The organism is Mycobacterium sp. 012931, from assembly GCF_000419295.1.
Classification (GTDB): Bacteria; Actinomycetota; Actinomycetes; order Mycobacteriales; family Mycobacteriaceae; genus Mycobacterium; species Mycobacterium marinum.
This window is the reverse complement of the sequence record NZ_AOPX01000001.1, coordinates 3,905,898-3,931,844: the sequence shown is the minus strand read 5'-3', so window position 1 is coordinate 3,931,844 and position 25,947 is coordinate 3,905,898. Positions and strand designations below refer to the sequence as shown.

The following is a 25,947-nucleotide window of genomic DNA, read 5'->3' as shown; positions in this document are numbered from 1 at the left end:
TCCTACGGTGTAGAGGTGACCGAGACCGCGAGGGAGACCGGTAGCTGGCGAGAGCTACTTCGCGGGCATCTGGGGACAGCCTCCCTGCTGGCCGGCGGTGTCGCGATGTACGCGACCAGCGAGTTTCTCACCGTCAGCCTGCTGCCAAGCGCCATCGCCGAAATCGGGGGCAGCCGGCTTTATGCCTGGGTGACGACCCTGTATCTGGTTGGCTCGGTCGTCTCGGCCACCACGGTCAACGCGATGCTGCTGAAGGTCGGCGCTCGCATGTCGTATCTGATGGGGCTGACCGTGTTCGGCTTCGCCAGCCTGGTCTGTGCGGCCGCGCAGAACATGGAAATGCTGGTCGCCGGGCGGACCCTGCAGGGGGTGGCCGGTGGATTGCTGGCAGGGCTGGGTTATGCGCTCATCAATGCGGCTTTGCCGCACAACCTATGGACCCGCGGGTCGCCGCTGGTCTCGGCGATGCGGGGCGTCGCGACCTTGATCGGGCCCGCCACGGGCGGATTGTTCGCGCAGTTCGGATTGTGGCGGTGGGCGTTTGGCGTGATGGCGACGATGGCCGGGTTGATGACGCTCTTGGTCCTGGTCGTGCTGTCCAACGGGGTGGCAGTGGGCGGCGAGAAACCGGTGGCCCCGGCGCACAAGGTGCCGGTGTGGTCGCTGTTGCTGATGGGCGCGGCCGCGCTGGCCGTCAGCGTCGCCGAAATCCCGCAGTATCTGGTGGCGACCGCCGGGCTGCTTGTCGCTGGCGCCTTGCTAGTCGGCATCTTCGTGATTGTCGACTGGCGCATGCATGTCGCGGTCCTGCCGCACAGCGCGTTTGGTAGCGGACCATTGAAATGGATCTATCTGACCATGTCGGTGCAGATGGTTGCCGCGATGGTCACGACGTATGTGCCGCTGTTTGGTCAGGGGTTAGGGCACCTGACGCCGGTGGCTGCCGGATTCCTCGGTGCGGCTTTGGCATTCGGTTGGACGGCCGGCGAGATCGTCAGCGCTTCACTGACCAACCCCAGACTCATTGGCTACATCATTGCGGTAGCGCCGCTGGTGATGGCGTCGGGTCTGGCGCTGGGTGCCGTCACGCAGCGCGCGGATGCGTCGCTGCCGACCGTGGCGCTTTGGGCGCTTGCGCTGTTGATCACCGGGGCCGGTATCGGTATCGCGTGGCCGCATCTCACGGTGCGCGCAATGGATTGCGTCGACGGCCCGGCCGAGAGCAGCTCGGCGGCCGCGGCGATCAACATTGTGCAGTTGGTCTCGGCGGCGTTTGGCGCCGGACTGGCCGGGGTGGTGGTCAATACCGCGACCGGTGGAGAGGTGGCCGCTGCCCGGTGGCTCTATACCGTCTTCACTGTGCTGGCCGCGGTCGGCTTCATCGCGTCCTACCAGGCGACCCACCACGATCGTCGCTCACCGGGTTGACTTGATGACCTGCGAGTAGTGGAACTGCCATCGCTCGACGATGTGGAATCCCAGGTAGTGGGGGAATAGGTAGACCGGGGTTTTGCCGAACGCCGTCCCCGGCGACAACGCCGGCCCGACTTCATGGTCAGGAAGTGCGTTGTCGCGATTGGAGATCGTCCACAACGTCGAGCACTTGTTGATCTTCTCCGTGGTCAGCCACACGGCAACATGGCCGTCCCACAAGGTGCCGACCTTGGGCCCGTAGGCGCCGCGCTCCACGTCGATCAGCGACCGGAACGCGGCCGGCCGGATGGCCAGTAGCGCGCGGACCGGCCCCGGCTTCCAGGGCACGGTGTTGTCCACCAGCAGACAGTCTCCCGGTGCGGCATGGGCGCTGATGACATCGGCCACTTGGCTGTAGTCCCAACCCTCCTTGGCGTATGGGCCGCGTTGGGTGAAGAAATAGTTCGGGAACGCCGCGACGGCCAGCAGCACCACGACACCGGTGATGAGCCAGGGTTTGCGGGCAAGCGTGACGATGCACACCGCCAGGATGACGGCGGCCGCCGGGGCGGTGAGGATCAGATAGCGGGGGTAGTAGATCGGTTCAACGATCGCCGAGTACAGCAGAACGATGCCAGTGGGTATGACAACCCAAGCGATGCTGGCCAGCAGTAGCGGGCGCGTCCCCTCGCCCGGCCTCGCTATGCCGGTCAGCCGCACGGCGATGGCGGCGACGACAAGCACGCCGGCCAGGATGGCGAACGCGACACTGTGGTCGAAGTATTGGCGATGCACCACGTCCAGGAACAGATTGCGGTTCAGCCCCGAGATCCATCCGACCTGCCAAACCTGCCCGTGCGCGAACAGCACGAACGGCGTCATTGCCCCAATCGCGACCACCGAGGTGACGGCCCACCAGATGCCGGGAGATTTTCGAGATTTCTTGGGGGCCAGCAGCGGTAGCAGCGCGCCATAGACGGGCACCAACAACCCCAGGTTGATGTTGATCAGGATCGACACCATCAACACCAGCGCGTAGAGCAGCCATAGCCATGGCCGGTTACGCTGCACCGCGGCGACCAGCAGCACGGTCAGCCAGACCGCGGCCGCCACCGACAAGGCCGAGGAGCGGGCCTCGATTCCCGCCCACGTCACCCGCGGCAGGATGGCAAAGACGGCACCCGCGCACAACGCGGTGGAGCGTCCGGAGAACTGCTTGGTGAACACGACTACACCCGCGGCGGCACCGCCGATGGCCAAGCTGCTGGGCACCCGCGACCAGAATTCCGTCGGCGGAAAGATCGCATACCAGCCGTGCATCAGCAGGTAGTAGAAGCCATGCACGGCATCGATGTGGCCCAGCAGTTTCCACAGCTCCGGCAACGTCCGGTTCGCGGCCGCCGAAATCGTTGCGCCCTCGTCGAACCACAGAGAGGGCCTACCGGCCCAGGCGACGCTGATCAGCGTTGCCAGCAAAGCCATCAACCACGGGTCGAGCCGCCGGCCACGTGGGCGTACGCGCTCGGCCTTGTCGGTAGCCGTCGCGCCCTGCTCGAGCGTCGGTGTGGACATGATGCTTGTCACTGTAAGGGCCCAGCGATGATCCTGGTCACGCGTCATCTTTCGGGGGTTGGACGGCCGTTGACCGCGAGGTTTGGGGGGCCCGCCCGGCTGGGCGGCCCATAATCGCGAAAAGTGTTGTGCTGCTTGAAATTCCAAAGCCGGCGTTGAGGTTTGGGGGCGTTGTCATTGGCAATAGTGTCCGATGAACCCCGCTGGTCAGGCAAATAGATGCTTGCGCCACGCCGTTCCGTTGTGGTTAATCTGAGCCACCTACATCAGGCAAAGAGATACTGTCTGGGGTTGGCGTAGCAACCGACACTGGGAGGTTTAATGGGCGCCTATGGGACCGTGGTGGTAGGAACCGACGGTTCGGACTCGTCGTTGCGTGCGGTGGACCGCGCCGCGCAGATCGCCGGTGCCGATGCCAAGTTGATCATCGCGTCGGCGTACCTGCCTCAGCACGAAGACGCGCGGGCGGCTGACGTGCTCAGGGAAGAAAGCTACAAGGTCACGGGAACCGCCCCGATCTACGAGATCCTGCACGATGCCAAGGAGCGGGCGCACAACGCCGGTGCCAAGAACGTCGAGGAGCGCCCGGTGGTCGGCGCTCCCGTCGATGCGCTGGTGAACCTGGCCGAGGAAGTGAAGGCCGACCTGCTGGTTGTCGGCAATGTCGGGCTCAGCACGATCGCGGGCCGGTTGCTGGGATCGGTGCCGGCCAACGTCTCGCGGCGGGCCAAGGTCGACGTGCTGATCGTGCACACCACCTAGCGGTCAAACTTTGCTGCCGGGTTTCCGGCTTCGCTTACGTCATTCGTTGACGTGATGGACGTCCGGTCCATCTGGTAGCGGTTCGTCGTAGCTGGGCTTGCCGCTGTCGAGGTGATGACGGCCGCTCGCGCCGTTGTTTCATGCCTGCGGCCATCGAAGATTGTGCGCAGCGGCGGCGGATGATATCAGAAAGACTGTCGCAGCCTGGGAAATTCTGTGTTTAGTATCTGCGATTTCCCTGTGTGTGGGCGTAGATTTGAGCCGGCGGCGAATGGTCTGACTGATCCGAGGGCCGACCGAGACCGACTCCCGTGACCTTGCCAAGCCTGTCGTGGCCGAAATGTCGGGTCGCACGAAGGGAATCGACGATGTCGGAACAAGAAGAAAACATCGAGCGGATCAGGCAGGGATACGCGGCGTTTGCTGCCGGTGACATCGAGAAGGTGATGAGCCTGTTCGATGACAACATCGAGTGGGTCCAGCCCGGTGAGAGTGAAATCAGCGGCACCTACCACGGCAAAGGTGAATTCGGCCAGTTCCTGGCTCGGCTGGCGGAGAAGTCGACGACGGCCACACCCCACAAGTTCCTTGCCGACGGTGACATGGTTGTCGCGCTCACCGATGTCAGTGTTGGCCAGGAGAGAGGTCAGGACGCTGACGTCTACACGCTTCGCGACGGCAAAGTGGTGCGGGTGCAGGTGCACACCGATACCGCGTTGATGGAGCGCGTCTACGGGCGCAAGCAGGTCGCGGCAAGCTAGCAGCGTGGACCGCGATCGTCCGTCTTAGTTCCTACTGTTGAATCATCAGAAAGGCTCGGCCCGTCATCCCGGTTCGGGGGACGGGCCGACTGCTGCTCGGAGTCCGACCGCGATCGGGGCTACCAACCCCGCTCGCGCCATTCGTCGAGATGAGGACGTTCGACGCCCAGCGCGGTGTCATCACCATGGCCGGGGTACACGACCGTGGAATCCGGGTAGACGTCGAACACGCGGCTGCTGACGTCCTCCACTAGCTGGGTGAAGTCACCCGGCTGCCAGGTCTTGCCGACCCCGCCCGGGAATAGACAGTCACCGGTGAACAGTTGGGTGATTCCGCCCGTGGCAGCCCCGTCCAGGGCCAGCGCGATGGATCCGGGGGTGTGTCCGCGCAGGTGGATCACGTCGAAGCTGAGCTCGCCGATTTGTACTCGGTCCCCGTTGGCCAACAATCTGTCCGGTTTGACTGGTAGGGGTTCGGCGTCGATCTCGTGTGCGGCCGTTGGGGCGCCGGTGGCTTCGGCCACCGCCTGCAGCGCCTGCCAATGGTCAAAGTGTTGATGGCTGGTGACGATCAGCGCGATCTTGGGGGCGTACCGCCGGATCAGGTCGATCAGCACCTCGGCGTCATTGGCGGCATCGATCAGCAGCGTCTGCCCGGTCGCCGAACAGGTCACCAGGTAGGCGTTGTTGTCCATGGGGCCGACCGACGCCTTGAGGATGGTGGTACCAGGCAAAGTGCGCCGAGCCACGGTCCCGGGGTCGACGTGTCCGGTGTAGTTGTCATCGACGACGGTCATAGGCGTCAGGTTACTGCGGCGCCCGAGCTGGCCTGGCCAAACCCCAACCGTCCCGCCTTGTTCAGCCCTTGTCATAGGGGCCACCTAGCATGGAATGCGGCCCATGCCGTGCCGCGTTCCTATTGGCTGATATGGGGTCACAAGTCGGAAGCCCGACCGGCATTCCGGCAAACGAACTTCTGTGAAAGGGACAGCGTGGCTGACCGCCTGATCGTCAAGGGTGCGCGCGAGCATAACCTCCGCGGTGTCGACCTCGACTTGCCCCGTGATGCGCTGATCGTGTTCACCGGTTTATCCGGATCGGGCAAGTCCTCGCTGGCCTTCGACACGATCTTCGCTGAAGGCCAGCGCCGCTATGTGGAATCACTGTCGGCCTATGCCCGCCAGTTCCTGGGACAGATGGACAAGCCGGACGTCGATTTCATCGAGGGACTTTCCCCGGCGGTGTCCATTGACCAAAAGTCGACCAACCGCAACCCGCGTTCGACCGTTGGCACCATCACCGAGGTGTACGACTACCTGCGCCTGTTGTACGCACGGGCGGGCACTCCGCACTGTCCGACCTGCGGTGAACGGATCGCGCGTCAGACCCCGCAGCAAATCGTCGATCAGGTGCTGGCCATGGCGGAGGGCACGCGATTCCTGGTGCTGGCCCCGGTGGTCCGCACCCGCAAGGGTGAGTTTGCGGACCTGTTCGACAAGCTCAACGCCCAGGGCTATAGCCGGGTACGGGTCGACGGGGTGGTTCACCCGTTGACGGATCCGCCGAAGCTGAATAAGCAGGAAAAGCACGACATCGAAGTGGTGGTGGACCGGCTCACCGTCAAAGCGGCCGCCAAGCAGCGGCTGACCGACTCGGTGGAGACGGCGTTGAATCTGGCCGATGGCATTGTCGTGCTGGAATTCCCCGACGATCACGATGAGCACGATCATCCTCGCGAACAGCGATTCTCCGAGAAACTGGCCTGTCCCAACGGGCATCCGCTGGCCGTCGACGACCTGGAACCACGGTCGTTTTCGTTCAACTCGCCTTACGGCGCCTGCCCCGAATGCAGCGGTCTGGGGATTCGCAAGGAGGTCGATCCCGACCTGGTGGTGCCCGACCCGGATCGCACACTGGCCGAGGGCGCGGTAGCGCCGTGGTCTACCGGCCACACCGCCGAATACTTCACGCGCATGCTCGCCGGGCTGGGGGACGCACTCGGCTTCGATGTCGACACCCCCTGGCGCAAGCTGCCCGCCAAGGCTCGCAAGGCAATTCTGGAAGGTGCCGACGAGCAGGTACACGTGCGCTATCGCAACCGGTACGGACGCACCCGGTCCTACTACGCCGACTTCGAAGGCGTTCTGGCATTTCTGCAACGCAAGATGGCGCAGACCGAGTCCGAGCAGATGAAGGAACGCTACGAGGGCTTCATGCGCGACGTGCCCTGCCCGGTGTGTGACGGGGCCCGGCTCAAGCCGGAAATCCTGTCGGTCACGTTGGCCGCGGGGGAGCAGGATGCAAAGTCGATCGCCGAGGTCTGTGAGCTGTCCATCTCAGACTGCGCAGATTTTCTGAACGCGCTCACCCTGGGTGCGCGCGAGCAGGCGATCGCCGGTCAGGTGCTCAAGGAGATCCAGTCGCGACTCGGCTTCCTGCTCGATGTCGGGCTGGAGTACCTGTCTTTGTCGCGTGCGGCGGCCACGCTGTCCGGAGGCGAGGCACAGCGCATCCGGCTGGCCACACAGATTGGGTCTGGTCTGGTCGGCGTCCTGTATGTGCTTGACGAGCCGTCGATCGGGCTACACCAGCGCGACAACCGTCGGCTGATTGAAACTCTCACCCGCCTGCGGGATTTGGGCAACACGCTGATCGTGGTCGAGCACGACGAGGACACCATCGAGCATGCCGACTGGGTCGTCGACATCGGGCCGGGGGCCGGCGAGCACGGCGGCAGCATCGTGCACAGCGGGCCGTATCAGGAGTTGCTCCGTAACCAGAGTTCCATCACCGGTGCCTTCCTGTCCGGGCGGGAAGGGATAGAAATTCCGACCAGCCGTCGGTCCGTCGACTCCCGCCGACAACTCACCGTGGTTGGTGCCCGCGAGCACAACCTGCGCGGTATCGATGTGGCGTTTCCGCTCGGGGTGCTGACCTCGGTGACGGGAGTTTCGGGTTCGGGAAAGTCAACACTGGTCAACGACATCCTGGCCGCGGTGTTGGCGAATCGGCTCAACGGCGCCCGCCAGGTGCCGGGCCGGCACACCCGCATCACCGGGCTTGACCACCTGGACAAGCTGGTGCGTGTGGACCAATCGCCGATTGGCCGTACGCCGCGATCCAACCCGGCCACCTATACGGGGGTGTTCGACAAGATCCGCACCTTGTTCGCAGCCACCACCGAGGCCAAGGTCCGCGGCTATCAGCCGGGACGTTTCTCCTTCAACGTCAAGGGCGGCCGGTGTGAGGCCTGCACCGGCGACGGGACCATCAAGATCGAGATGAACTTCCTGCCCGACGTGTACGTGCCGTGCGAGGTCTGCCAGGGCGCGCGCTACAACCGGGAAACCCTCGAAGTGCACTACAATGGCAAAACCATCTCCGAGGTGCTGGACATGTCGATCGAGGAAGCCGCGGACTTCTTCGAGCCCATCTCCGGCATTCACCGCTATCTGCGCACCCTGGTCGACGTCGGCCTGGGCTACGTGCGGCTCGGCCAGCCCGCGCCGACACTGTCCGGGGGTGAGGCGCAACGGGTCAAGCTGGCATCCGAGCTGCAAAAGCGCTCGACCGGCCGCACGATCTACATCCTCGACGAGCCCACCACCGGTTTGCATTTCGATGACATCCGAAAGCTGTTGAACGTCATCAGCGGCCTGGTGGACAAAGGCAACACCGTGGTCGTGATCGAACACAACCTCGACGTCATCAAGACCTCGGATTGGATCATCGACATGGGACCGGAGGGGGGTGCCGGCGGCGGCACCGTCGTCGCTCAGGGCGCGCCGGAGGATATCGCCGCGGTGCCGGAAAGCTACACCGGGAAGTTTCTGGCCGAAGTCTTGGCCGCCCGGCGCCCATCGACTACTGCGCGCCGGACGAACCGGCGGCGAAAAGTCAGCGCCTGAGTCCGCCGCGTCGGTTGGGCACGGCGGCGGCGCACCGATCGGGTGTCCTCACGTCGGTACCTTGGCGGCCATGGTGTCGGCGATCTCGCTGGCTTGGTCGGTGACATTGGGCGCGCACACGTTGACGTCCAGGACGATGTTGGACACCGCGCTGAGCACGTGTTGGCAGACCACGACGCTGTCGGCCAAATCGCGCTGCAGCGAGATCTTGGGTGGGGCGCCGCTGACGTCCCGGAAGGTCCATCGGGATGTCTTGCCATTGTTGAGTTGGGTCACGTCTTTCCCGGCGCAGCTGCGCCACTGATCGGCCTGAGTCGCCACAAATCCGACGGCCTGGTCTGCGGATGCGAAGATCACGGCGCCCTGAACCACAACGTATCCGGTTGTGCTGCACGGCTTTTGCATCAGCTGGGCAAGCATGCCGGTGTACCCGCTGCTCTTGTACGTCCGGGTCTGGTAGCCGATGAGTGCGCCAAGGCATTGCTCGGTTGACAGCGAGTTTTCCGGACCGGGATCGGTCATCTCGGTCGCGTTGTGGTCAATGACGATGCCCGTTGTGCCGACAATGGTGTTGATCTGTTCGGGACTGAGCAGAAACGATTCCAATTGCGTGGGCGCCACGGTCGGGCCGGCTGTCGCAGTGGTGCCCGACGGGGCCCCAGCAGTCGTGCTGACGCCACCGGTGGGACCGCTAGCGGGCTCCTTGCGGGCCAAGAAGATGCCGGTGCCGACGACCACGATGACAACAACCAGGACTGCGACCGCCAGGAGCCACGGTGTGCGGGTGCGCCGCGCCGGTGAGGTCCACGGTGGCGGGGCCCACGGCATCGGACCCCTAGGTGGCGCGGCGAGCTGGTGGGTACCGGCGATCAGGGTCGCCGCGCGTTCTTGGTCCCCAGCGCTCAATGCCTGCCGGGCGGCACGCGCCAGCTCACCGGCGGTGGGCTAGCGCAAAGCGGGGTCTTTGGCCATGCCCCGGGCGATCACCTCGTCAAAGGCGGTCGGGATGTCGGGGCGGTGCCGGCTGGGGCGGGGGATCGGCTGCATCAGGTGTGCGCCCATCAGCGTGCTCAGGTTCTGGGTCTGGTAAGGCGGTGTGCCAGTGAGGCATTCGTAGAGCACACAGGCCAGCGCGTAGATGTCCGAACGGTAGGTGACTTCGTCGTCGCCGAATCGTTCTGGCGCCATGTAGCTCCAGCTGCCCACCGCGGTTCCGGTCTTGGTGAGGTGTTGGTCGGTGGCTGCCGCCGCGATCCCGAAGTCGACCAGGTAGGCGAAGTCGTTGCCGGTGATCAGGATGTTTTCGGGTTTGATGTCGCGGTGCACGACTCCGCCCCGGTGCGCGGCATCGAGCGCTTCAGCCACCTGGCTGACGATGGCCACGGCGCGTGGTGCGGGTAGCGCGCCGCGCTTGAGCACCGAACCCAGGTCAGCGCCTTCGATGAAGCGCATGTCGATGAACAGTTGGCCGTCGATCTCACCGAAGTCGTGAATGGGCACGATGTGCGGTTCTTGCAGGCGGCCGGCGGTATGGGCCTCCCGCTGCATGCGACGGCGAAATGTGCTGTCTGAGTTGAACTGTTGGGACATGAGTTTGAGCGCCACGGTGCGGTCTTTGACGGTGTCGTGGGCTTCGTAGACTTCGCCCATCCCGCCGCGGCCGAGCAATCGCCGTAGCCGGTAGGGCCCGAATTGGGTGCCTACCCGCGAGGTGGGGACAGTGTCACTCATGCTCGCGCATCGACTCGCGGATCTGTGCCAACCGCTCAGCCGCGGCCCGCTGGCGTTGCTCGTACTGTTCCTCGACGGTGCGTCCTTCGGATGTCTCCGCGTCGAGTTCCGCCGCGCCCAGCGCCGTCGCGTAGCGGGACTCGATCTTTTCGCGGACCGACTCGAAGGTCGGCGTGCCGGCGTCGTCGTACCCCGGGTCGGGGGGTGCAGACGGCGTCTCGGCGGGAGGCTCTGGTTGGTCGGGCATCCCGCCACGTTACTGCGGGCGGCGATCGAACTAGTGCCGTCTGCTCCACGACCAACGCCGGAACCAACGCCATCAGCACCAGCTGTGGCGATGTTGGGCCGCGGGTTGCTTCAGCCGTTCGAGGGGGACAACGAAATCACCGGCCGGCAGGAACCACCTGAGTCGCCGGAGACGCCGTGCCTGGCAGCGGAATACGAGGCACTCCCGGGGTCCCCAGCTGACCGGCCAGCCACGGCAGCGCCCGGGCGAACACCTGGTCGGCGAAGGGCCAGTCGTGCCGTCCCGGCTGGGGGACCACCGCGCAGTCGATGCCGTTGGCGCGACCCAGTGCGCACAAGGAGTTGGCCGCGGCGGTCTGGTTGCTCGGATTGGCGGCGGCTTCGCGTCCGGCCAGCCGCATCACGGCGGGGTCGGTGATCGCGACGTCACGCGCGGCTCCCGGCCCCGCCGGTACCGAAATGCTGAACCAGCCCGAAATTCCGGTGTACTGCCCATGTCGGTTGATCACCGTTGTCGGGTCGAACGCGGCCCAGGCGTCAGCATTGCCGCCGAAAAGCCTGGTGATGGTTTCCGCCTTGTTTCCCGCGTTTGGGTAAAAGTCGCCCGCAACATCAACAAAGGCGCTGAACAGGGAAGGGTGCATGACGGTCAGATCTACCGCGCAGGTCCCGCCCATCGACCAGCCCACAATGCCCCAGTTTGATGGTTCGGGGCTGACATCAAACGCCGAGATCATATAGGGCACAACATCTTTAGTTAGATGGTCGGCTGCGTTGCCGCGCCGCCCGTTGACGCATTCGGTGTCGTTGTTGAAGGCGCCCCCGGAATCCACGAACACCAGCACCGGTGCATTGCCGTTGTGGGCGAGCGCAAAATCGTCGATCGTGCGCAGGGCGTTACCGGCGCGCGCCCAGTCGGCGGGCGTGTTGAACTGGCCGCCGATCATCATCACCGCCGGCAGCCGCGGCGGCGGATAGCTGGCGAACCAGGCGGGAGGCAGATAGACGAGTTCACCCCGGTGTTTGAAGTGCGACGCGTTGGACGGGATCGCCACCGGAACCATGCTGCCGTGCGCTGGGCGCACTCCCTTGCCGGCCATCGCGACAACCGCGGCCGGGTCCGCCTGATCCGGCAACGGGCCAGAGCTCAGCTGATTCCACGCGGCCTGCACGGTCGGGAAGTAGCCGACCCAGATGTTGAGCCCCAGCGCCGCGCAAAGCGCACAGAGTGGAACTGCGACCAGGGAGGCGGTGCGGCGTCGCCAGCGGGCCCCGCGCCAGCCCACGACCAGCATCGCCGCGGCCACCGCGGTCAACCCGACCCACACCCACAACGCCGCCGGGACGGGCTCATTGGCCAGTGTGCCCAGGTACCAACGGGTTGCCCAGGCCGCTATGGCGCCAAAAATCACGGCCGCGGGTAGTCGCCGCCGAGATCGCCAACCGATGGCAAGCAGCAGCACGATCGCGGTCACGACCTGCACGGTGTCCGGCACCCAACCATGCATCAAAGAGGTGTGAGTACTGGCCAACACGCGCGCCAGGGCAGGCGGCGACGTTGTCACGGTCTCATTGTCAAACATCACCGGCCCCCAACCGCGGGGAATAGCTGTGAGCTGGCTGGGATTAGTGCGGCTTGGCCAGCGGGAACGGGAGCGTTTCACGGATGCTGCGCCCGGTGATCAGCATGACGACCCGGTCGACGCCCATGCCGAGGCCCCCGGTGGGCGGCATCGCGTATTCCATGGCCTGCAGGAAGTCTTCGTCGAGCTGCATCGCTTCGGGATCCCCGCCGGCGGCGAGCAAAGACTGCTCCTCCAAGCGGAGCCGCTGTTCGACGGGGTCGGTGAGCTCGCTGTAGGCGGTACCAAGCTCGACGCCCCAGGCCGCCAGGTCCCAACGTTCGGCGATTCTGGGCTTGCTGCGATGCGGCCGGGTCAGCGGGGACACCGAGGTCGGGAAGTCGAGGTAGAACGTCGGCTGCTCGGTGCGGCTCTCCACCAGGTGTTCGTAGAGCTCCAGCACCACCGCGCCGGCATCCCACTGCGCCCGATAGGGGATGCGTGCGGCGTCGGCCAGCCTGCGCAGGGTGGCCAAGTCGGTATCGGCGTCGATCTGCTCACCGAGGGCCTCTGACACCGCGTCGTGCACGGTCTTGACCGCCCAGACCCCCGAGATGTCCACCGGTTCGAGGCGGCCGCCGCCGGCCGGGCGCATCGCGACGGGTGCACCGTTGGCGGCCTGGGCGGCGTTTTGGATCAGCTCGCGGCAGCTGTCGATCCATACCCGGTAGTCGGCGTGCGCTTGATAGGCCTCCAACAGGGTGAACTCCGGGTTGTGGCTGAAGTCGACGCCCTCATTCCGAAAGGCCCGGCCGAGTTCGAAGACCCGTTCCACCCCGCCGACGCACAGCCGCTTGAGATACAGCTCCGGCGCGATGCGCAAGAACAGGTCCATGGAGTAGGTGTTGATGTGGGTGATGAACGGGCGGGCCGTTGCGCCGCCGTGTACCTGTTGCAGGATGGGTGTCTCGACCTCGATGAACCCCTTGGCGGACAGGGTTTCTCGGACGGAGCGCAGCACCGCGCTGCGGGCCGTGATGAGGGCGCGCGACTCGGCGTTGACAGCGAGGTCTACGTAGCGGGTCCGCACTCGGGCTTCGGGATCGGTCAACCCCTTCCACTTGTTGGGCAAGGGGCGCAGGCACTTACCGATCAGACGCCAGCGGTGCACGATCAGTGATCGCGTTCCGGTCTTGCTCGAACCCATCTGCCCGGTCATCTCGACCAGGTCACCAAGGTCTATGGCCGCGTTGAAATCCGCGGCGCGGCCCTGCTCGAGTCGCGAGTTGTCCAGCAGCACCTGAATCTCGCCGCTCCAGTCGCGCAAGTGCGCGAACAGCACTCCACCGTAGTTGCGTACCCGCAAGATCCGCCCGGATACCGACACGCTCGCCTGGTCGTCGGCGTCCATCGCTTGCGCGACTGTATGAGTGGGCGGTTCGCCCACCGGATAGGCGTCAATGCCGCTGCTGCGCAATTTCTTCAACTTGTTCAGCCGCACCCGGACTTGCTCGGGCAGCCGACGTTGGGGGTCGTAGCCGTCGGCAATTGCCGATTGCCGCAGCCCGCTGACGTCGGGCGCCGATCCGTCATGGTGCAACAAACCGGTGGCCGCCAGCCGTTCGGGGACCGCGGGATGGTGACCGGTGTGCACCTTGTTGCGCCGGCTGAATGGCAATACCAGGAACCCCTCGGCGATCACGGAGGCGACACCCACCTTGGGGATCACCCGCGCGTCCTCATAGCAGGCGTAGCGGGGCACCCATTGCGGCTGATACTTCTGGTTGGATCGGTACAGCGTCTCGATTTGCCACCACTGGGAAAAGAAGACCAGCAGCCAACGCCACAAGCGGGCCACCGGCCCGGCGCCCAATTGGGCGCCTTGCTCGAAAGCCGACCGGAACATCGCGAAGTTCAGCGAGATGCGGCTAATGCCGAGGCCTTCGGCGCGCAGCGCCAGTTCGCTGACCATCAGCTCGATGGTGCCGTTGGGCGATTGCGGAGAACGTCTCATCAGGTCCAGGGAGACCCCGCTGGTACCCCAAGGCACCAGCGACAACATCGCCACTACCAGGTCGTCGGGGTCAAGCGCCTCGACCAACAAGCAGTCGGTGTCGGCCGGGTCGCCGAGGCGGCCGAGCGCCATCGAGAAGCCGCGCTCGGATTCGGTGTCGCGCCAGCCGTCGGCGCGATCGATCGTCTGTTCCATTTCGGCGTCGGAGATATCCCGGTGACGCCGGATGCGCACCGTCAGACCGGCGCGACGTGCCCTGGTCACGGCTTGGCGCACGCCGCGCATGTCGGGGCCGGACAGCGTGAAATCGGCGGGCACCAAGATCGCCTCGTCGCCGAGTTCAAGCGCGTTCAAACCCGCCTCGCGATATGCCTTGGCCCCTTGTGAACTGGCCCCCATCACACCGGGCGACCAACCATAGGTCTGGCACAGCCGTAGCCATGCGTCGATCGCTTGCGGCCACGACCGCGGGTCGCCTACCGGATCGCCACTGGCCAGGCAGACACCGATTTCGACCCGATAGGTGATGGCGGCACGGCCGCTGGAGGCGAATATCACCGACTTGTCGCGACGGGTCGCGAAGTAGCCCAGCGAGTCGCTGTTGCCGTACAGCTCGAGCAACCCCCGGATGGCCGACTCGTCCTCGCCGGTCAACGCGTTGTCGGCACGCTGGGACTGAAACAGCACGATGGTGGCCGCAATTAGGGCGAGAGCGCCGAACAAGCCGAACATGGCGTTGAGGAAGACGTGCGGCCGGCCGGTGAACAGGTCGGGATCGGCCAGGGCGAAGCCGATCACCCGGTTGGCCACGTAGGGCAAACGGTCGTGCGGCGCGAGGGATCCCGGAAACAGCTCGACCAGGCCCCAGGACACCAGGATTCCGATCGCACCACCGGCCACCAGCACCGCGGCCGCCTTGAACAGTGCACCCCTGCGGACCTTGGCCCAGAACTGCCGATATCCCAGCACCAGCACGACGATCGCCACCACGTGTACTGCGAACCCGAGGTTTTCGCCGAAGTTCTGGGCCGCGGTGTTGCCGCCCGCGGCGATGTCGGCGGCGTTGAGGAAAGCCGCCAAGACGACGTTGGTCAGCAGCAGTAGCCAGGCGATCCGTTTACGCGCGGCCAGGGCCGCCGCCAGCAGTGCCAGCACAAAAGACCAGGCGAAGCTGGTGTCGGGAAAATTGAACAGATAACTGTTGATGAATTCTCGGGGAACCTTGATGATCCACCGAACCAGCGGCGAAATGCTGGCCAGCAGTGACAGGGTCGCGATGACCCCGACGGCCCAGCCAGCGGCGGCCGGAACCCAGTCATACCGAGAGATGTGCCTACCCTGCACCGAGCGAGGCTTTGTGACGGTCACAGACCGCGAGGATATTCCTTATGAACCGGAAAATCCCGGCGAAGTGGCAGCCGAGTCCTACCGCCCTGGTGCGCGCGGGTCGGCGGCTGGGTGAGCACATTGTCCGGGTAGAGCGTCGTGGCTGCTAGACTGACGGTCGCGACCATCCCGGCGAAGGCCAGGGACAGTTAAGTGGAGTCCCACTCCCACCGCTAGCCACGAGAACTTTCTCGGTTTTCAAGGTTGTGTGGTCCGGTCACAGGCATCACGAAATTGCCTGTTCTGCGTGTGACGCAGGCGGCTGCAGTAGTCACTACTGGGCCCGCGATCGGTCGGCATTGGGCCCTGCTAGCGCAGGGCTTTTTGCTGATGGCTTGGCATTCCACCGCGTTGATTCCCGCCCGTCCGGGCTCTGACCGCCGTGGAATAAGACCAACCAGGGAGGCCCCATCAGCACTGAGACCCGCGTCAACGAGCGCATTCGCGTACCTGAAGTCCGATTGATCGGCCCAGGAGGGGAGCAGGTAGGCATAGTGCGTATCGAAGACGCACTCCGCGTCGCCGCGGATGCCGACCTCGACCTTGTCGAAGTTGCCCCGAACGCCAGACCACCGGTCTGCAAGATCATGGACTACGGCAAGTACAAGTACGAGGCGGCGCAAAAGGCGCGTGAATCCCGCCGCAACCAGCAGCAGACCGTTGTCAAAGAACAGAAGCTGCGGCCGAAGATCGACGACCATGATTACGAGACCAAAAAGGGCCACGTGATCCGCTTCCTGGAGGCGGGATCGAAGGTCAAGGTCACCATCATGTTCCGCGGGCGCGAGCAGTCCAGGCCGGAGTTGGGCTACCGACTGCTGCAGCGGCTGGGCGCCGATGTCGCCGAGTACGGGTTCGTCGAAACCTCCGCCAAGCAGGACGGGCGCAACATGACGATGGTGCTGGCACCGCACCGCGGCGCAAAGACACGTGCCAGGGCCCGGCATCCTGACGACCCCGTGGCCCATTCGGCCGACGGTGACAACCAACCGAACTAACTCGTTAGCGAATACCAGAACTGAGGAAAAATGCCCAAGGCTAAGACCCACAGCGGGGCCTCGAAGCGCTTCCGGCGTACCGGTACCGGAAAGATTGTCCGGCAGAAGGCCAACCGTCGGCACCTGCTCGAGCACAAGTCGAGCAAGCGAACCCGGCGCCTGGATGGCCGCACCACGGTGGCCGCCAACGACACCAAGCGAGTCAAATCGCTGCTGAATGGCTAACCCGCCGTCTCAAAGACCGGCCGGCGCCAGCACCTGACCAACCACGTCCGAATGAGAGTAGGAACAACCCATGGCACGCGTTAAGCGGGCAGTTAATGCCCACAAGAAGCGGCGCTCAGTCCTAAAAGCCTCGAAAGGCTATCGCGGCCAGCGGTCGCGGCTCTACCGCAAAGCCAAAGAGCAGCAGCTGCATTCACTGAACTACGCCTACCGTGACCGTCGCGCGCGCAAGGGCGAGTTCCGGAAATTGTGGATCTCGCGCATCAATGCGGCCGCGCGTGCCAACGACATCACCTACAACCGGCTGATTCAGGGGCTCAAGGCCGCTGGCGTCGAGGTGGACCGCAAGAACCTGGCTGACATCGCGATCACCGATCCGGCGGCGTTCACCGCGCTGGTCGATGTTGCCCGCGCTGCGTTGCCGGAGGATGTCAACGCCCCCTCCGGAGAGGCTGCTTAACCTGGCGACGATGCGGGCTGTGCCCGGCCCGACGAGGAGCCGGGCACTTTCGTCGCTATCCGGCGACCGCGTATGCCGTGCACGAATCTGAGCGGAGCCGGCCCACCGGCCCCGCTCAGATTCTCACCGAGCGCTCGGCCAGGGTTTCGGCAGCGGCAAAATTGCAGCGCCACGTGGGGCGTCGCCGCACGAGCCGCTTTCTCGCCGAAGGGCCTAACCTCGTCGAGGCCGCGGCGGCGCGCGGGCTGATCCGCGAGCTGTATGTCACCGAGGCCGCCGAGCAACGGCACGAGCCGCTGCTAGCCCGGCAGGATGCGCCGGTCTATGTGGTGACAGAGCGTGCCGCAAAGGCTTTGTCCGACACCGTTACCCCAAGCGGCCTCGTTGCCGTCTGCGAAATGCCGACGACCGGATTGGCGGAGGTACTCAGCGGTGCGCCGCGGCTGGTTGCGGTGGCCGTCGAGATCGGCGAGCCGGGCAACGCGGGCACACTCATCCGCATTGCCGATGCCATGGGGGCCAACGCGGTGGTTCTGGCCGGCAACAGTGTCGATCCCTATAACGGGAAGTGTTTGCGCGCATCGGCCGGCAGCATCTTTGCGATTCCCGTCATCGTCGCGCCTGACACCAGCGCAGCGCTTGGTGCGTTACGTGGGGCCGGTCTACAGGTGCTGGCCAGCGTGCTAGACGGTGAGAAGTCCCTCGACGACATCGACCAACTGCTCGAAGCTCCCACCGCGTGGCTGTTCGGCCCGGAAGCACACGGATTGTCGGCCGAGGTCGCTGCTGCGGCGCATCACCGCGTCCGCATTCCGATGTCTGGGGGAGCGGAGAGCCTCAACGTGGCCGCGGCCGCGGCCATTTGTCTGTATCAGAGCGCCCGGGCATTGAGCAGCGATCGCTGATTCCTAGGCCGCGGTCGTGGTGCGACTCCGACCGCGAGCGGGCCGCAGCCCGGCGATCGAGAGGGTGCTGTGGACCAGCGATCCCGCCCGTTCGAGCAATACCTTGGCCGGGTGGGCGCGTGGCGGGAAGTAATGCATGGGCAGGCCACGGCGATCCGATGGAGGCGCCATGAAACTGGGCGCCTCGACCAGTGGAGCGTCACGTTTGACTCGTCCCTCAGCCCGTCGGTAGGCGGCCAGCGCCCGGGGGTGTAGCCGGATCTCATCGGGCACCGCCAGAAACGCCAGCTCGACGGCCTTGCCGAACAATCGCAACAACACCTCGTCGCCCTGGGTCCAGTGCATGCCCGCCTTCTCACGGACGGCCGGCTCGAACAGGCCGGCGGCAATCCAGCGCTGACCGGCCACCAGCGGTCGGAACAGCTGGTCCCAGATGCCTGTGGGCATGAGTACGAACTTCGGCTTGGGGATGCGCATATTGAAAATGTCGAGGGTGGCCTGATTGATCTCGAGTTCGTCGCGGCCCACCCGCTCCCAGAAATCCTGAAAGTCTTCCCACGTCTCGGGTACCGGGCGCATGCTCATCCCATACATCCGGTACCACTGCACGTGCTCGTCGAACAACTTGCGCTTCTCGGCCTCGGTCAAGCCACCGCAGAAGTATTCGGCCACCTTGACCACCAGCATGAAGAACGTGGCATGTGCCCAGTAGAAGGTTTCCGGATCGAGTGCGTGGTAGCGACGTCCATCGGCGTCCACGCCCTTGATGGTTCGGTGATAACCCTTGATCTGCTGTCCGGTCTGAGCGGCGCGGTCGCCGTCGTAGACCACACCCATGATGGGGTAGACCGACCGGGCCACCCGCTGCAGTGGCTCGCGGAGCAGGATCGAGTGTTCCGTGACGCCAGCGCCCAGCTCGGGATACATGTTTTGGATCGCGCCGATCCACACGCCCATCATCCCGGTGCGCAGGTCGCCGAAGTACTTCCAGGTCAGCGAGTCTGGCCCGAGCGGGTTGGCCGCTGGCGGAGAGGTGGCTGTCATCACGGCCTCCATGCGTTCAATTTGCGCTCACGATAGGCGGTGACAACGCACGTTGTCTACGGTTTCGGCGGATATCCGGCGATGGTGTTACCGAGTGTCCACAGTGGTGTAGCAACGGCGTGATCAGCCTGTTTGTTGTCCAGAAATTCGGTCCCGGCCGCTCCCGTGAGGGCCGCTGACTGGCGGCTGGGGCGGCACCTGAACCGTGGCTGGCCGACATCGCGGGTAGCGGAAATCCGGCCTCGGGGAGAGCTCCCAAGAAATTGTTATAAACAGGACGTTTGCTCGGCTGTACACTAACTTTCGCGGTGTTTAGCTGGTGAATCTTTTGGTCAATCAAGGGAGACAGAGCTATGTCGTTTCTGAACGTGGCGCCCGAAATGGTGGCCGCAGCGGCCGACAATGTGGAAAGCATTGGCTCGGCCCTAACTGCGGCCCAGGCTGCTGCCGCGGCACCGACGATCGAGCTTGTCGCACCCGCGGCCGATGGAGTTTCGATAGCCGTCACCGCTGCATTTGGGTCGGCCGCCGAGGAGTTCCAGGAGCTGGGCGCCCAGGCAGCCGCGTTTCATGAGCAGATCGTCGCCCTGTTGAACACCGCCGCAGCCGCGTATGCCGGCGCCGAAGTCACTGCCAAGCAGGCGTTACTCGGTGTGGTCAATGGGCCAGCCCAGGCGCTACTGGGGCACTCATTGGTTGGGCCGACCGCAGGCGGCTACACCGCCGCCGCGGCCGACGGGACCAGCGGTGGCGTTGTCGGCGCGTTGCTCGGTGACTCACTGTTGGGCGTGCCGTTCAGCGCTCCCTACAGCTTCGATACTCCATTCGGTCCGGTGGCCCGGACGCTGAACGGGACAGCCTCGCCACTGGGAGAAGTCGTCATCGACTCGGGATCGCTCAACGTCCCCCTCCCGCTCCGGCTCGGGGTGAACGCGCTCGGCCCGGCGATCACCACGGCGGCTGCGCTGCAGGCCAGCGGCACGGCATTTTCGGGCGCGGTGCAAAGTGGGGACCTGCTAGGGGCGGCCGGTGCCCTGCTGACAGCTCCCGGCAGCGCGGTGAACGGCTTCCTGTTCGGCCAAACCGCAATATCGCAGATGGTTCCCGCGCCGGACGGGTCTGGATACACGTCGGTGGATGTCAGTGTCCCGGTTGGGGGTCTGCTGGCTCCCACCAGCGTCGCTACGCTCACGTTGACACCGACTAGTGGTGCGCCGACCGCCATTCTCTTGGACGGAAGCAAGTTTGGTGGCCTGATCACGGGCCTCTTGGATGACTTCGTGCCCGGTTTCTAGACGTGTCCAACGCCTCAGATCCACGGTGATCTGGGCGTTTGTTCGGAGGGTGTGACACACCCGCTTGGCCGTCGTTGCCTGGGTCAGCCACCACCACCTACCCTTGCGAGGTGGAAGTCGGCGCTGACAACGGGGATCCCGGCGTGCCCGATGAGACGGCGATCACGCTGGCTGCGACTGCCCCGCGTCGACGCTCTCCGGTCGAGTGGCTGAGATCCACGAACCACAGTCCTGGTGTGGTGGCTTTCGTCCGACGAGCGCGGCGATTATTGCCCGGCGATCCTGAGTTCGGTGATCCGCTATCCACCGCCGGTGACGGCGGTCCCCGTGCCGCGGCGCGGGCCGCCGACCGGCTGCTGGGGGATCGCGATGCCGCATCGCGGGAGGTCAGCCTGAGTGTGCTTCAGGTGTGGCAGGCGTTCACCGAGGCGGTTTCGCGCCGGCCGGCGAATGCGGAGGTGACGCTGGTCTTCACCGATTTGGTGGGTTTCTCGACGTGGTCGCTGCAAGCCGGCGACGACGCGGCCCTGAAATTGCTGCGGCAGGTGGCGCGGGCCGTCGAGCCGCCGTTATTGGATGCCGGTGGACATATCGTCAAGCGCTTGGGTGACGGGATCATGGCGGTGTTCCGCAACCCCACCGTCGCGGTGCGTGCCGTCCTGATTGCTCAAGATGCCGTGAAAGCTGTTGAAGTGGAGGGCTATACGCCGCGAATGCGAGTCGGTATCCACACCGGCCGACCGCAGCGGCTGGCGGCTGACTGGCTCGGAGTCGACGTCAACATCGCAGCTCGGGTGATGGAACGCGCTACCAAGGGCGGCGTCATGATCTCGAGCCCCACCCTGGACTTGATCCCACAAAGCGAGTTGGATGCCATGCGCGTCGTCGCCAAGCGGGCACGCAGGCCGATGTTTGCCGGCAAGCTAACCGGGATTCCGCCGGACTTGGCGATTTATCGCCTCACCACTCGTAAAGACCTGGCAACTATTGGTGACACCGCGGACACAGATTTGCAGGCATAGTAGAAGGCAATGACTTACGCGATTCAGTGGATTTTCGCCATCGTGTGCCGGCTCGCGCGGGTCCGCTTCACGGTCAGCTACCTAGCGGCGCTCGCCTCGGTGAGCATCGCAATGCTGATGCTTGGTCCGCAGGCTCACGAGCGAGTGATTCGCCATGCCAGCACCAACCTGCACAATCTGGCGCATGGCCGCTTGGCAACCCTGTGGAACAGCGCCTTCGTCATCGACGAGGGTCCGCTCTACTTCTGGCTCCCGTGCCTGGCCTGTCTGCTCGCCCTTGCCGAGCTCCACTTGCGCACCGCGCGGCTTACCGTCGCGTTTTTCGTCGGCCATCTAGGGGCGACGCTACTAGTAGCGGCGACGCTTGCCGGTGCGGTCGAGTTCGGTTGGTTGCCCGTTTCGATCGCCCACGTCAGCGACGTCGGTATGAGCTACGGCGCGCTGGCGGTGTTGGGGGCGCTTACCGCGGCAATTTCGCGACGGTGGCGGCCGGCGTGGATTGGCTGGTGGGTTGCCCTGGGCTTGGCGGCTGCGGTCGCCGGCGGCGATTTCACCGACTCGGGTCATGCCGTTTCGTTGTTGCTGGGCATGCTGGTGACCGCGCGCTTCAGGCACCCGATTCGCTGGACTCCCGCGCGCTACGCGTTACTGATGGTCTCGTCGGGGTTCGGTTTCCTGCTATTGGCACATACCCGCTGGACATCGGCGAGTGGGGTGGCGCTGGGGGCGGTGGGTGCGTTGGTCGCATACGGCTTGGCGCGCTGGACAACGATGCGGGTCGCGTCGGCTTAGGCGCAGCGCCGACCGGTAGTGAATGTCTGGGTACAGTGGGGTTCGCTGAAGCGAACCGATCATGACTTATGATCGGCATCTGCGTCGTACCCGTGCCGTGACCCCACCCCGCGATGACGTGGGTCCTTTGAGGACCCACTTGTTGGACGGGGGACGGACTGAGGTGGGTGGCCCCCTGCGGGGTACAAGCACCACTCCCGTGCGGGGGGAAGCCAGGCAGCTATACCCAACCTCGTCAGCAAGGAGAGTGTCGCCGCGTGGGTGATCAACCCGTCGACCTTTCGCCGCAAGGATTGACGAACGTAGTCAAACTTGCCCATCAGGCCTTTGCTTCGGCCGACAACCTGGAGGCATTGGCACGCGCCAAGACCGAGCACCTCGGCGACCGCTCGCCGCTGGCGCTGGCCCGCCAATCCTTGGGCACGCTTCCCAAAGAACAGCGCGCGGACGCCGGTAAGGCGGTGAACCTCGCTCGCGGTGACGCGCAGTGCAGCTATGACGAACGGTTGGCGGTCCTGCGGGCCGAACGTGACGCGGCCGTGTTGGTGGCCGAGCGCATTGACGTCACATTGCCGTCGACCCGGCAGCCGACCGGCGCGCGGCACCCGATCACGATATTGGCCGAGCACATCGCCGACACCTTCATCGCGATGGGATGGGAGCTGGCGGAAGGGCCGGAGGTCGAGACCGAGCAGTTCAACTTCGATGCTCTGAACTTTCCGCCTGATCACCCCGCGCGCAGCGAACAAGACACCTTCTACATCGCGCCGGAGGATTCTCGGCAGTTGCTGCGGACCCATACCTCGCCGATGCAGGTACGGACCTTGCTGGAGCGCGAGTTGCCGGTCTACATCATTTCAATCGGCCGGACATTCCGAACCGACGAGCTCGATGCCACCCACACGCCGGTGTTCCATCAGGTAGAGGGTCTTGCCGTGGACCGTGGGCTGACCATGGCGCACCTACGCGGAACGCTGGATGCCTTTGCCCGCTCGGAATTCGGGCCACTGGCGCGCACCCGAATTCGGCCGCACTTTTTCCCATTCACCGAACCCTCCGCCGAGGTCGATGTATGGTTTGCCAACAAGAAGGGCGGAGCTGACTGGGTGGAATGGGGCGGCTGCGGAATGGTGCATCCAAACGTGTTGCGGGCCGCGGGAATTGATCCAGAAGTGTATTCAGGATTTGCATTCGGTATGGGTCTTGAGCGAACGCTGCAGTTCCGCAATGGAATTCCAGACATGAGGGACATGGTTGAAGGCGACGTCCGGTTCTCGTTGCCGTTCGGGGTTGGTGCCTGATGCGTGTCCCTTATAGCTGGCTGCGTGAGGTTGTTGCGGCCGGTGCGCCGGGGTGGGATGTCTCGCCGGAGGAGCTCGAGCAGGCGCTGGTGCGCATCGGCCACGAAGTCGAAGCGGTGACTCCGGTGGGACCTGTGACCGGGCCGTTGACCGTTGGCCGCGTGATCGAGATTGAAGAGCTCTCCGGGTTCAAGAAGCCGATCCGTGCCTGTAGTGTCGACTTCGGTGAGGGCGAGGGCCGCGAGATTGTTTGTGGCGCAACCAACTTTGCGGTTGGTGACCTGGTCGTAGGGGCCCTGCCCGGCACCATCTTGCCCAGTGGATTCGAGATCGTCGTCCGCAAGACCTATGGCCGCAAATCAAAGGGGATGATGTGCTCGGCGGCCGAACTCGGTCTGGGGGCTGAGCATTCCGGGATCCTGGTGTTGCCGCCCGGAACCGCCCAGCCTGGGGCAGCGGCCGCCGACATCCTGGGTTTTGATGACGTGGTCTTCCATCTGGCCATCACCCCCGACCGTGGTTATTGCATGTCGATCCGCGGTTTGGCCCGTGAGATCGCGTGCGCATTCGACCTGGACTTTGTCGATCCCGCCGATGTCGCACCGTTACCGGCCGAGGGCGAAGCATGGCCGTTGAACGTGCACCCCGAGACCGGCGTGCGCCGGTTTGCGCTGCGTCCCGTCACCGGCATCGACCCGGGCGCTGTGTCGCCATGGTGGCTGCAACGCCGGCTGTTGATGTGCGGTATGCGCGTGACCTCGCCGGCAGTGGATGTGACCAACTACGTGATGCTGGAACTGGGTCACCCGATGCATGCGCACGACCGCAACCGGATCAGCGGGGCGTTCAGTGTGCGCTTTGCCTGGCCCGGGGAAACCGTGGTCACTCTCGACGATGTGGAACGCCGGCTCGATCCCACCGACGTGCTGATCGTCGACGAGGTCGCGACCACCGCGATCGGGGGCGTCATGGGCGCGGCCAGCACCGAGGTGCGCGGCGATTCCACCGATGTGCTGCTCGAGGCGGCGATATGGGACGCCGCCGCGGTATCACGCACGCAGCGGCGACTGCACTTGCCCAGTGAGGCGGCGCGCCGGTACGAACGGTCGGTTGACCCCGCAGTTTCGGTGGCCGCTCTGGATCGCTGTGCGGCGCTGCTCGCCGACATCGCCGGGGGAGCGGTGTCGCCGACGCTGACTGACTGGCGGGGTGACCCGCCGCGCGGTGACTGGTCGCCACCACCGATCCGGATCGACGCTGACCTGCCGGATCGGTTTGCGGGAGTGGTCTACGGCCCGGGCACAACAGCCCGGCGGCTGGCCCAGATCGGTGCTGAGGTGCTTGTCGATGACCAGGCGGCGTTGACCGTGACACCGCCAAGTTGGCGACCGGACCTTCAGCAGCCCGCTGACCTCGTTGAGGAAGTGATGCGGTTGGAGGGGCTCGAGGCTATTCCCTCGGTGCTGCCCTCCGCGCCAGCGGGTCGCGGGCTGACCGCTGGCCAGCGGCGCCGCCGCGCGATCGGAAAGTCGCTGGCACTGTCCGGATTCACCGAGATCCTGCCGACGCCTTTTCTGCCCGCCGGCGTATTTGACCTGTGGGGGCTGGCCGCCGACGATCCGCGACGGGCGACGACAAATGTTGTCAATCCATTGGAAGCCGACCGTCCCCAGCTGGCCACGACATTGCTTCCCGCGCTGCTTGAGGCACTGGGGCGCAACGTCTCCCGGGGTCTGGCAGATGTCGCGCTCTACGCCGTGGCGCAGGTGGTCCAGCCAACTGATCAGACTCGCGGCATCGAGCTAATTCCCGTGCACCGCCGGCCCACCGACGGGGAGATTGCCGCGCTGGATGCGTCCCTGCCCCGCCAACCACAGCACGTCGCTGCGGTGCTGACTGGCCTACGTGAACCGCGGGGACCGTGGGGCCCGGGTCGCGCCGTCGAGGCCGCCGACGCCTTCGAAGCGGTGCGTATCATCGCGCGCGCCAGCGCCGTCGACGTGATGCTGCGGGCCACTCAACACCTGCCGTGGCATCCGGGGCGATGCGCGGAGGTGCTCGTCGGTGAAGCCGTCGTCGGTCACGCCGGCCAGCTGCATCCCGCGGTGATCGAACGGGCCGGCCTGCCGAAGGGCACCTGCGCGCTCGAGCTAAATCTCGACGCGATACCCATTGTCGAAACGCTGCCAGCACTGCGGGTTTCACCCTTTCCCGCGGTGTTCCAGGATCTCAGCCTGGTGGTGGCCGCCGACGTCTCGGCACAGATGGTCGCCGATGCCGTCCGAGACGGTGCCGGAGATCTGCTGGAGGATCTGCAGCTGTTCGACGTCTTTACCGGCCCGCAAATCGGGGACGACCGAAAATCGTTGACCTTCGCGCTGCGGTTCCGCGCACCGGATCGCACGCTGACCGAAGACGACGCGAGCGCGGCACGCGACGCCGCGGTGCAATGCGCTGCCCAGCGAGTCGGCGCCGTGTTGCGCAGCTGAACGATTGACCAGGCGTCGGGTGACCCGGCCACATCCACCCGAGCCGGGGGCACTTTCGTGC

19 protein-coding genes and 1 pseudogene are annotated in these 25,947 nt (G+C 65.1%); 13 read left to right on the top strand and 7 right to left on the bottom strand.

Annotation, left to right across the window (positions count from 1 at the left end; all coding sequences use genetic code 11):
• Window positions 1–15: 15 nt before the first annotated feature.
• Window positions 16–1,428: an MFS transporter gene (locus MMSP_RS17240; RefSeq protein WP_020787672.1), complete on the top strand. Its 1,413-nt coding sequence runs from the start codon at window positions 16–18 to the stop codon at window positions 1,426–1,428.
• Here MMSP_RS17240 and MMSP_RS17235 read toward each other — a convergent pair.
• On the bottom strand, window positions 1,417–3,033 hold the full coding sequence (locus tag MMSP_RS17235; protein ID WP_086085308.1) for a glycosyltransferase family 39 protein: 1,617 nt from the start codon (window positions 3,031–3,033) through the stop codon (window positions 1,417–1,419). The two genes, MMSP_RS17240 and MMSP_RS17235, sit on opposite strands and share 12 nt — an antisense overlap.
• A 273-nt stretch (window positions 3,034–3,306) precedes the next feature.
• On the opposite strand from MMSP_RS17235, the gene MMSP_RS17230 reads away from it, so the two are divergent.
• Together MMSP_RS17230 and MMSP_RS17225 are read left to right on the top strand one after the other, a co-directional pair.
• Window positions 3,307–3,747, top strand: coding sequence for a universal stress protein (locus MMSP_RS17230; RefSeq protein ID WP_012394183.1), 441 nt, complete (start codon window positions 3,307–3,309; stop codon window positions 3,745–3,747).
• A gap of 368 nt (window positions 3,748–4,115) precedes the next feature.
• Window positions 4,116–4,508 (top strand): nuclear transport factor 2 family protein, encoded by a 393-nt coding sequence (locus MMSP_RS17225; protein ID WP_012394184.1) that lies wholly within the window; start codon window positions 4,116–4,118, stop codon window positions 4,506–4,508.
• 119 nt (window positions 4,509–4,627) lie between these two features.
• Here the strand turns inward: MMSP_RS17225 and MMSP_RS17220 are convergent, their stop codons facing one another.
• On the bottom strand, window positions 4,628–5,305 hold the full coding sequence (locus tag MMSP_RS17220) for an MBL fold metallo-hydrolase (protein ID WP_020787670.1): 678 nt from the start codon (window positions 5,303–5,305) through the stop codon (window positions 4,628–4,630).
• Window positions 5,306–5,500: 195 nt separating this feature from the next.
• Here MMSP_RS17220 and uvrA point away from each other — a divergent pair, with 195 nt between their 5' ends.
• A complete protein-coding gene (uvrA, locus tag MMSP_RS17215) occupies window positions 5,501–8,416 on the top strand; it encodes an excinuclease ABC subunit UvrA (protein ID WP_020787669.1) in 2,916 nt (971 codons plus the stop codon).
• A 48-nt stretch (window positions 8,417–8,464) separates the two neighbouring features.
• Here the strand turns inward: uvrA and MMSP_RS17210 are convergent.
• From MMSP_RS17210 to lysX, 4 genes and pseudogenes are all read right to left on the bottom strand, one after another.
• Window positions 8,465–10,147, bottom strand: a pseudogene (locus tag MMSP_RS17210) (serine/threonine-protein kinase PknH/PknJ).
• The gene (locus tag MMSP_RS17205; protein ID WP_012394188.1) at window positions 10,140–10,394 is read right to left on the bottom strand and encodes a hypothetical protein; all 255 of its coding nucleotides are present in this window, start codon (window positions 10,392–10,394) and stop codon (window positions 10,140–10,142) included. The pseudogene MMSP_RS17210 and the gene MMSP_RS17205 overlap by 8 nt, the downstream one beginning before the upstream one ends.
• Before the next feature lie 136 nt (window positions 10,395–10,530).
• Entirely contained in the window at window positions 10,531–11,976 is a 1,446-nt protein-coding gene (locus tag MMSP_RS17200) for an alpha/beta hydrolase family protein (RefSeq protein ID WP_020787666.1), read from the bottom strand.
• Between the two features lie 43 nt (window positions 11,977–12,019).
• The gene (gene lysX, locus MMSP_RS17195) at window positions 12,020–15,337 is read right to left on the bottom strand and encodes a bifunctional lysylphosphatidylglycerol synthetase/lysine--tRNA ligase LysX (protein ID WP_020787665.1); all 3,318 of its coding nucleotides are present in this window, start codon (window positions 15,335–15,337) and stop codon (window positions 12,020–12,022) included.
• 428 nt (window positions 15,338–15,765) lie between these two features.
• Here lysX and infC point away from each other — a divergent pair, with 428 nt between their 5' ends.
• The 4 genes from infC to MMSP_RS17175 all read left to right on the top strand — a co-directional run bounded on the left by infC (window position 15,766) and on the right by MMSP_RS17175 (window position 17,943).
• Window positions 15,766–16,353 carry a translation initiation factor IF-3 gene (gene infC, locus MMSP_RS17190; protein ID WP_084472603.1) on the top strand — a complete coding sequence of 196 codons (588 nt, stop codon included), beginning with the start codon at window positions 15,766–15,768 and terminating at the stop codon, window positions 16,351–16,353.
• A 30-nt stretch (window positions 16,354–16,383) separates the two neighbouring features.
• Window positions 16,384–16,578 (top strand): 50S ribosomal protein L35, encoded by a 195-nt coding sequence (gene rpmI, locus MMSP_RS17185; protein ID WP_011739748.1) that lies wholly within the window; start codon window positions 16,384–16,386, stop codon window positions 16,576–16,578.
• A gap of 70 nt (window positions 16,579–16,648) precedes the next feature.
• Entirely contained in the window at window positions 16,649–17,038 is a 390-nt protein-coding gene (gene rplT / locus MMSP_RS17180) for a 50S ribosomal protein L20 (protein WP_012394192.1), read from the top strand.
• A 119-nt stretch (window positions 17,039–17,157) separates the two neighbouring features.
• The gene (locus MMSP_RS17175) at window positions 17,158–17,943 is read left to right on the top strand and encodes an RNA methyltransferase (protein ID WP_036427376.1); all 786 of its coding nucleotides are present in this window, start codon (window positions 17,158–17,160) and stop codon (window positions 17,941–17,943) included.
• Window positions 17,944–17,946: 3 nt separating this feature from the next.
• Here the strand turns inward: MMSP_RS17175 and MMSP_RS17170 are convergent, their stop codons facing one another.
• Window positions 17,947–18,987 (bottom strand): oxygenase MpaB family protein, encoded by a 1,041-nt coding sequence (locus MMSP_RS17170; protein ID WP_020787663.1) that lies wholly within the window; start codon window positions 18,985–18,987, stop codon window positions 17,947–17,949.
• Window positions 18,988–19,340: 353 nt separating this feature from the next.
• Here MMSP_RS17170 and MMSP_RS17165 point away from each other — a divergent pair, with 353 nt between their 5' ends.
• From MMSP_RS17165 to pheT, 5 genes are all read left to right on the top strand, one after another.
• Complete coding sequence (locus tag MMSP_RS17165; protein ID WP_020787662.1) at window positions 19,341–20,282, top strand: PE family protein; 942 nt, start codon at window positions 19,341–19,343, stop codon at window positions 20,280–20,282.
• A gap of 110 nt (window positions 20,283–20,392) precedes the next feature.
• Window positions 20,393–21,304: an adenylate/guanylate cyclase domain-containing protein gene (locus tag MMSP_RS17160; RefSeq protein ID WP_197716255.1), complete on the top strand. Its 912-nt coding sequence runs from the start codon at window positions 20,393–20,395 to the stop codon at window positions 21,302–21,304.
• A gap of 9 nt (window positions 21,305–21,313) precedes the next feature.
• Entirely contained in the window at window positions 21,314–22,096 is a 783-nt protein-coding gene (locus MMSP_RS17155; RefSeq protein WP_015355968.1) for a rhomboid-like protein, read from the top strand.
• Between the two features lie 257 nt (window positions 22,097–22,353).
• Complete coding sequence (gene pheS / locus MMSP_RS17150) at window positions 22,354–23,397, top strand: phenylalanine--tRNA ligase subunit alpha (RefSeq protein ID WP_020787660.1); 1,044 nt, start codon at window positions 22,354–22,356, stop codon at window positions 23,395–23,397.
• A complete protein-coding gene (gene pheT / locus MMSP_RS17145) occupies window positions 23,397–25,886 on the top strand; it encodes a phenylalanine--tRNA ligase subunit beta (RefSeq protein ID WP_020787659.1) in 2,490 nt (829 codons plus the stop codon). Before pheS ends, pheT begins: the two co-directional genes overlap by 1 nt.
• Window positions 25,887–25,947: the final 61 nt, after the last annotated feature.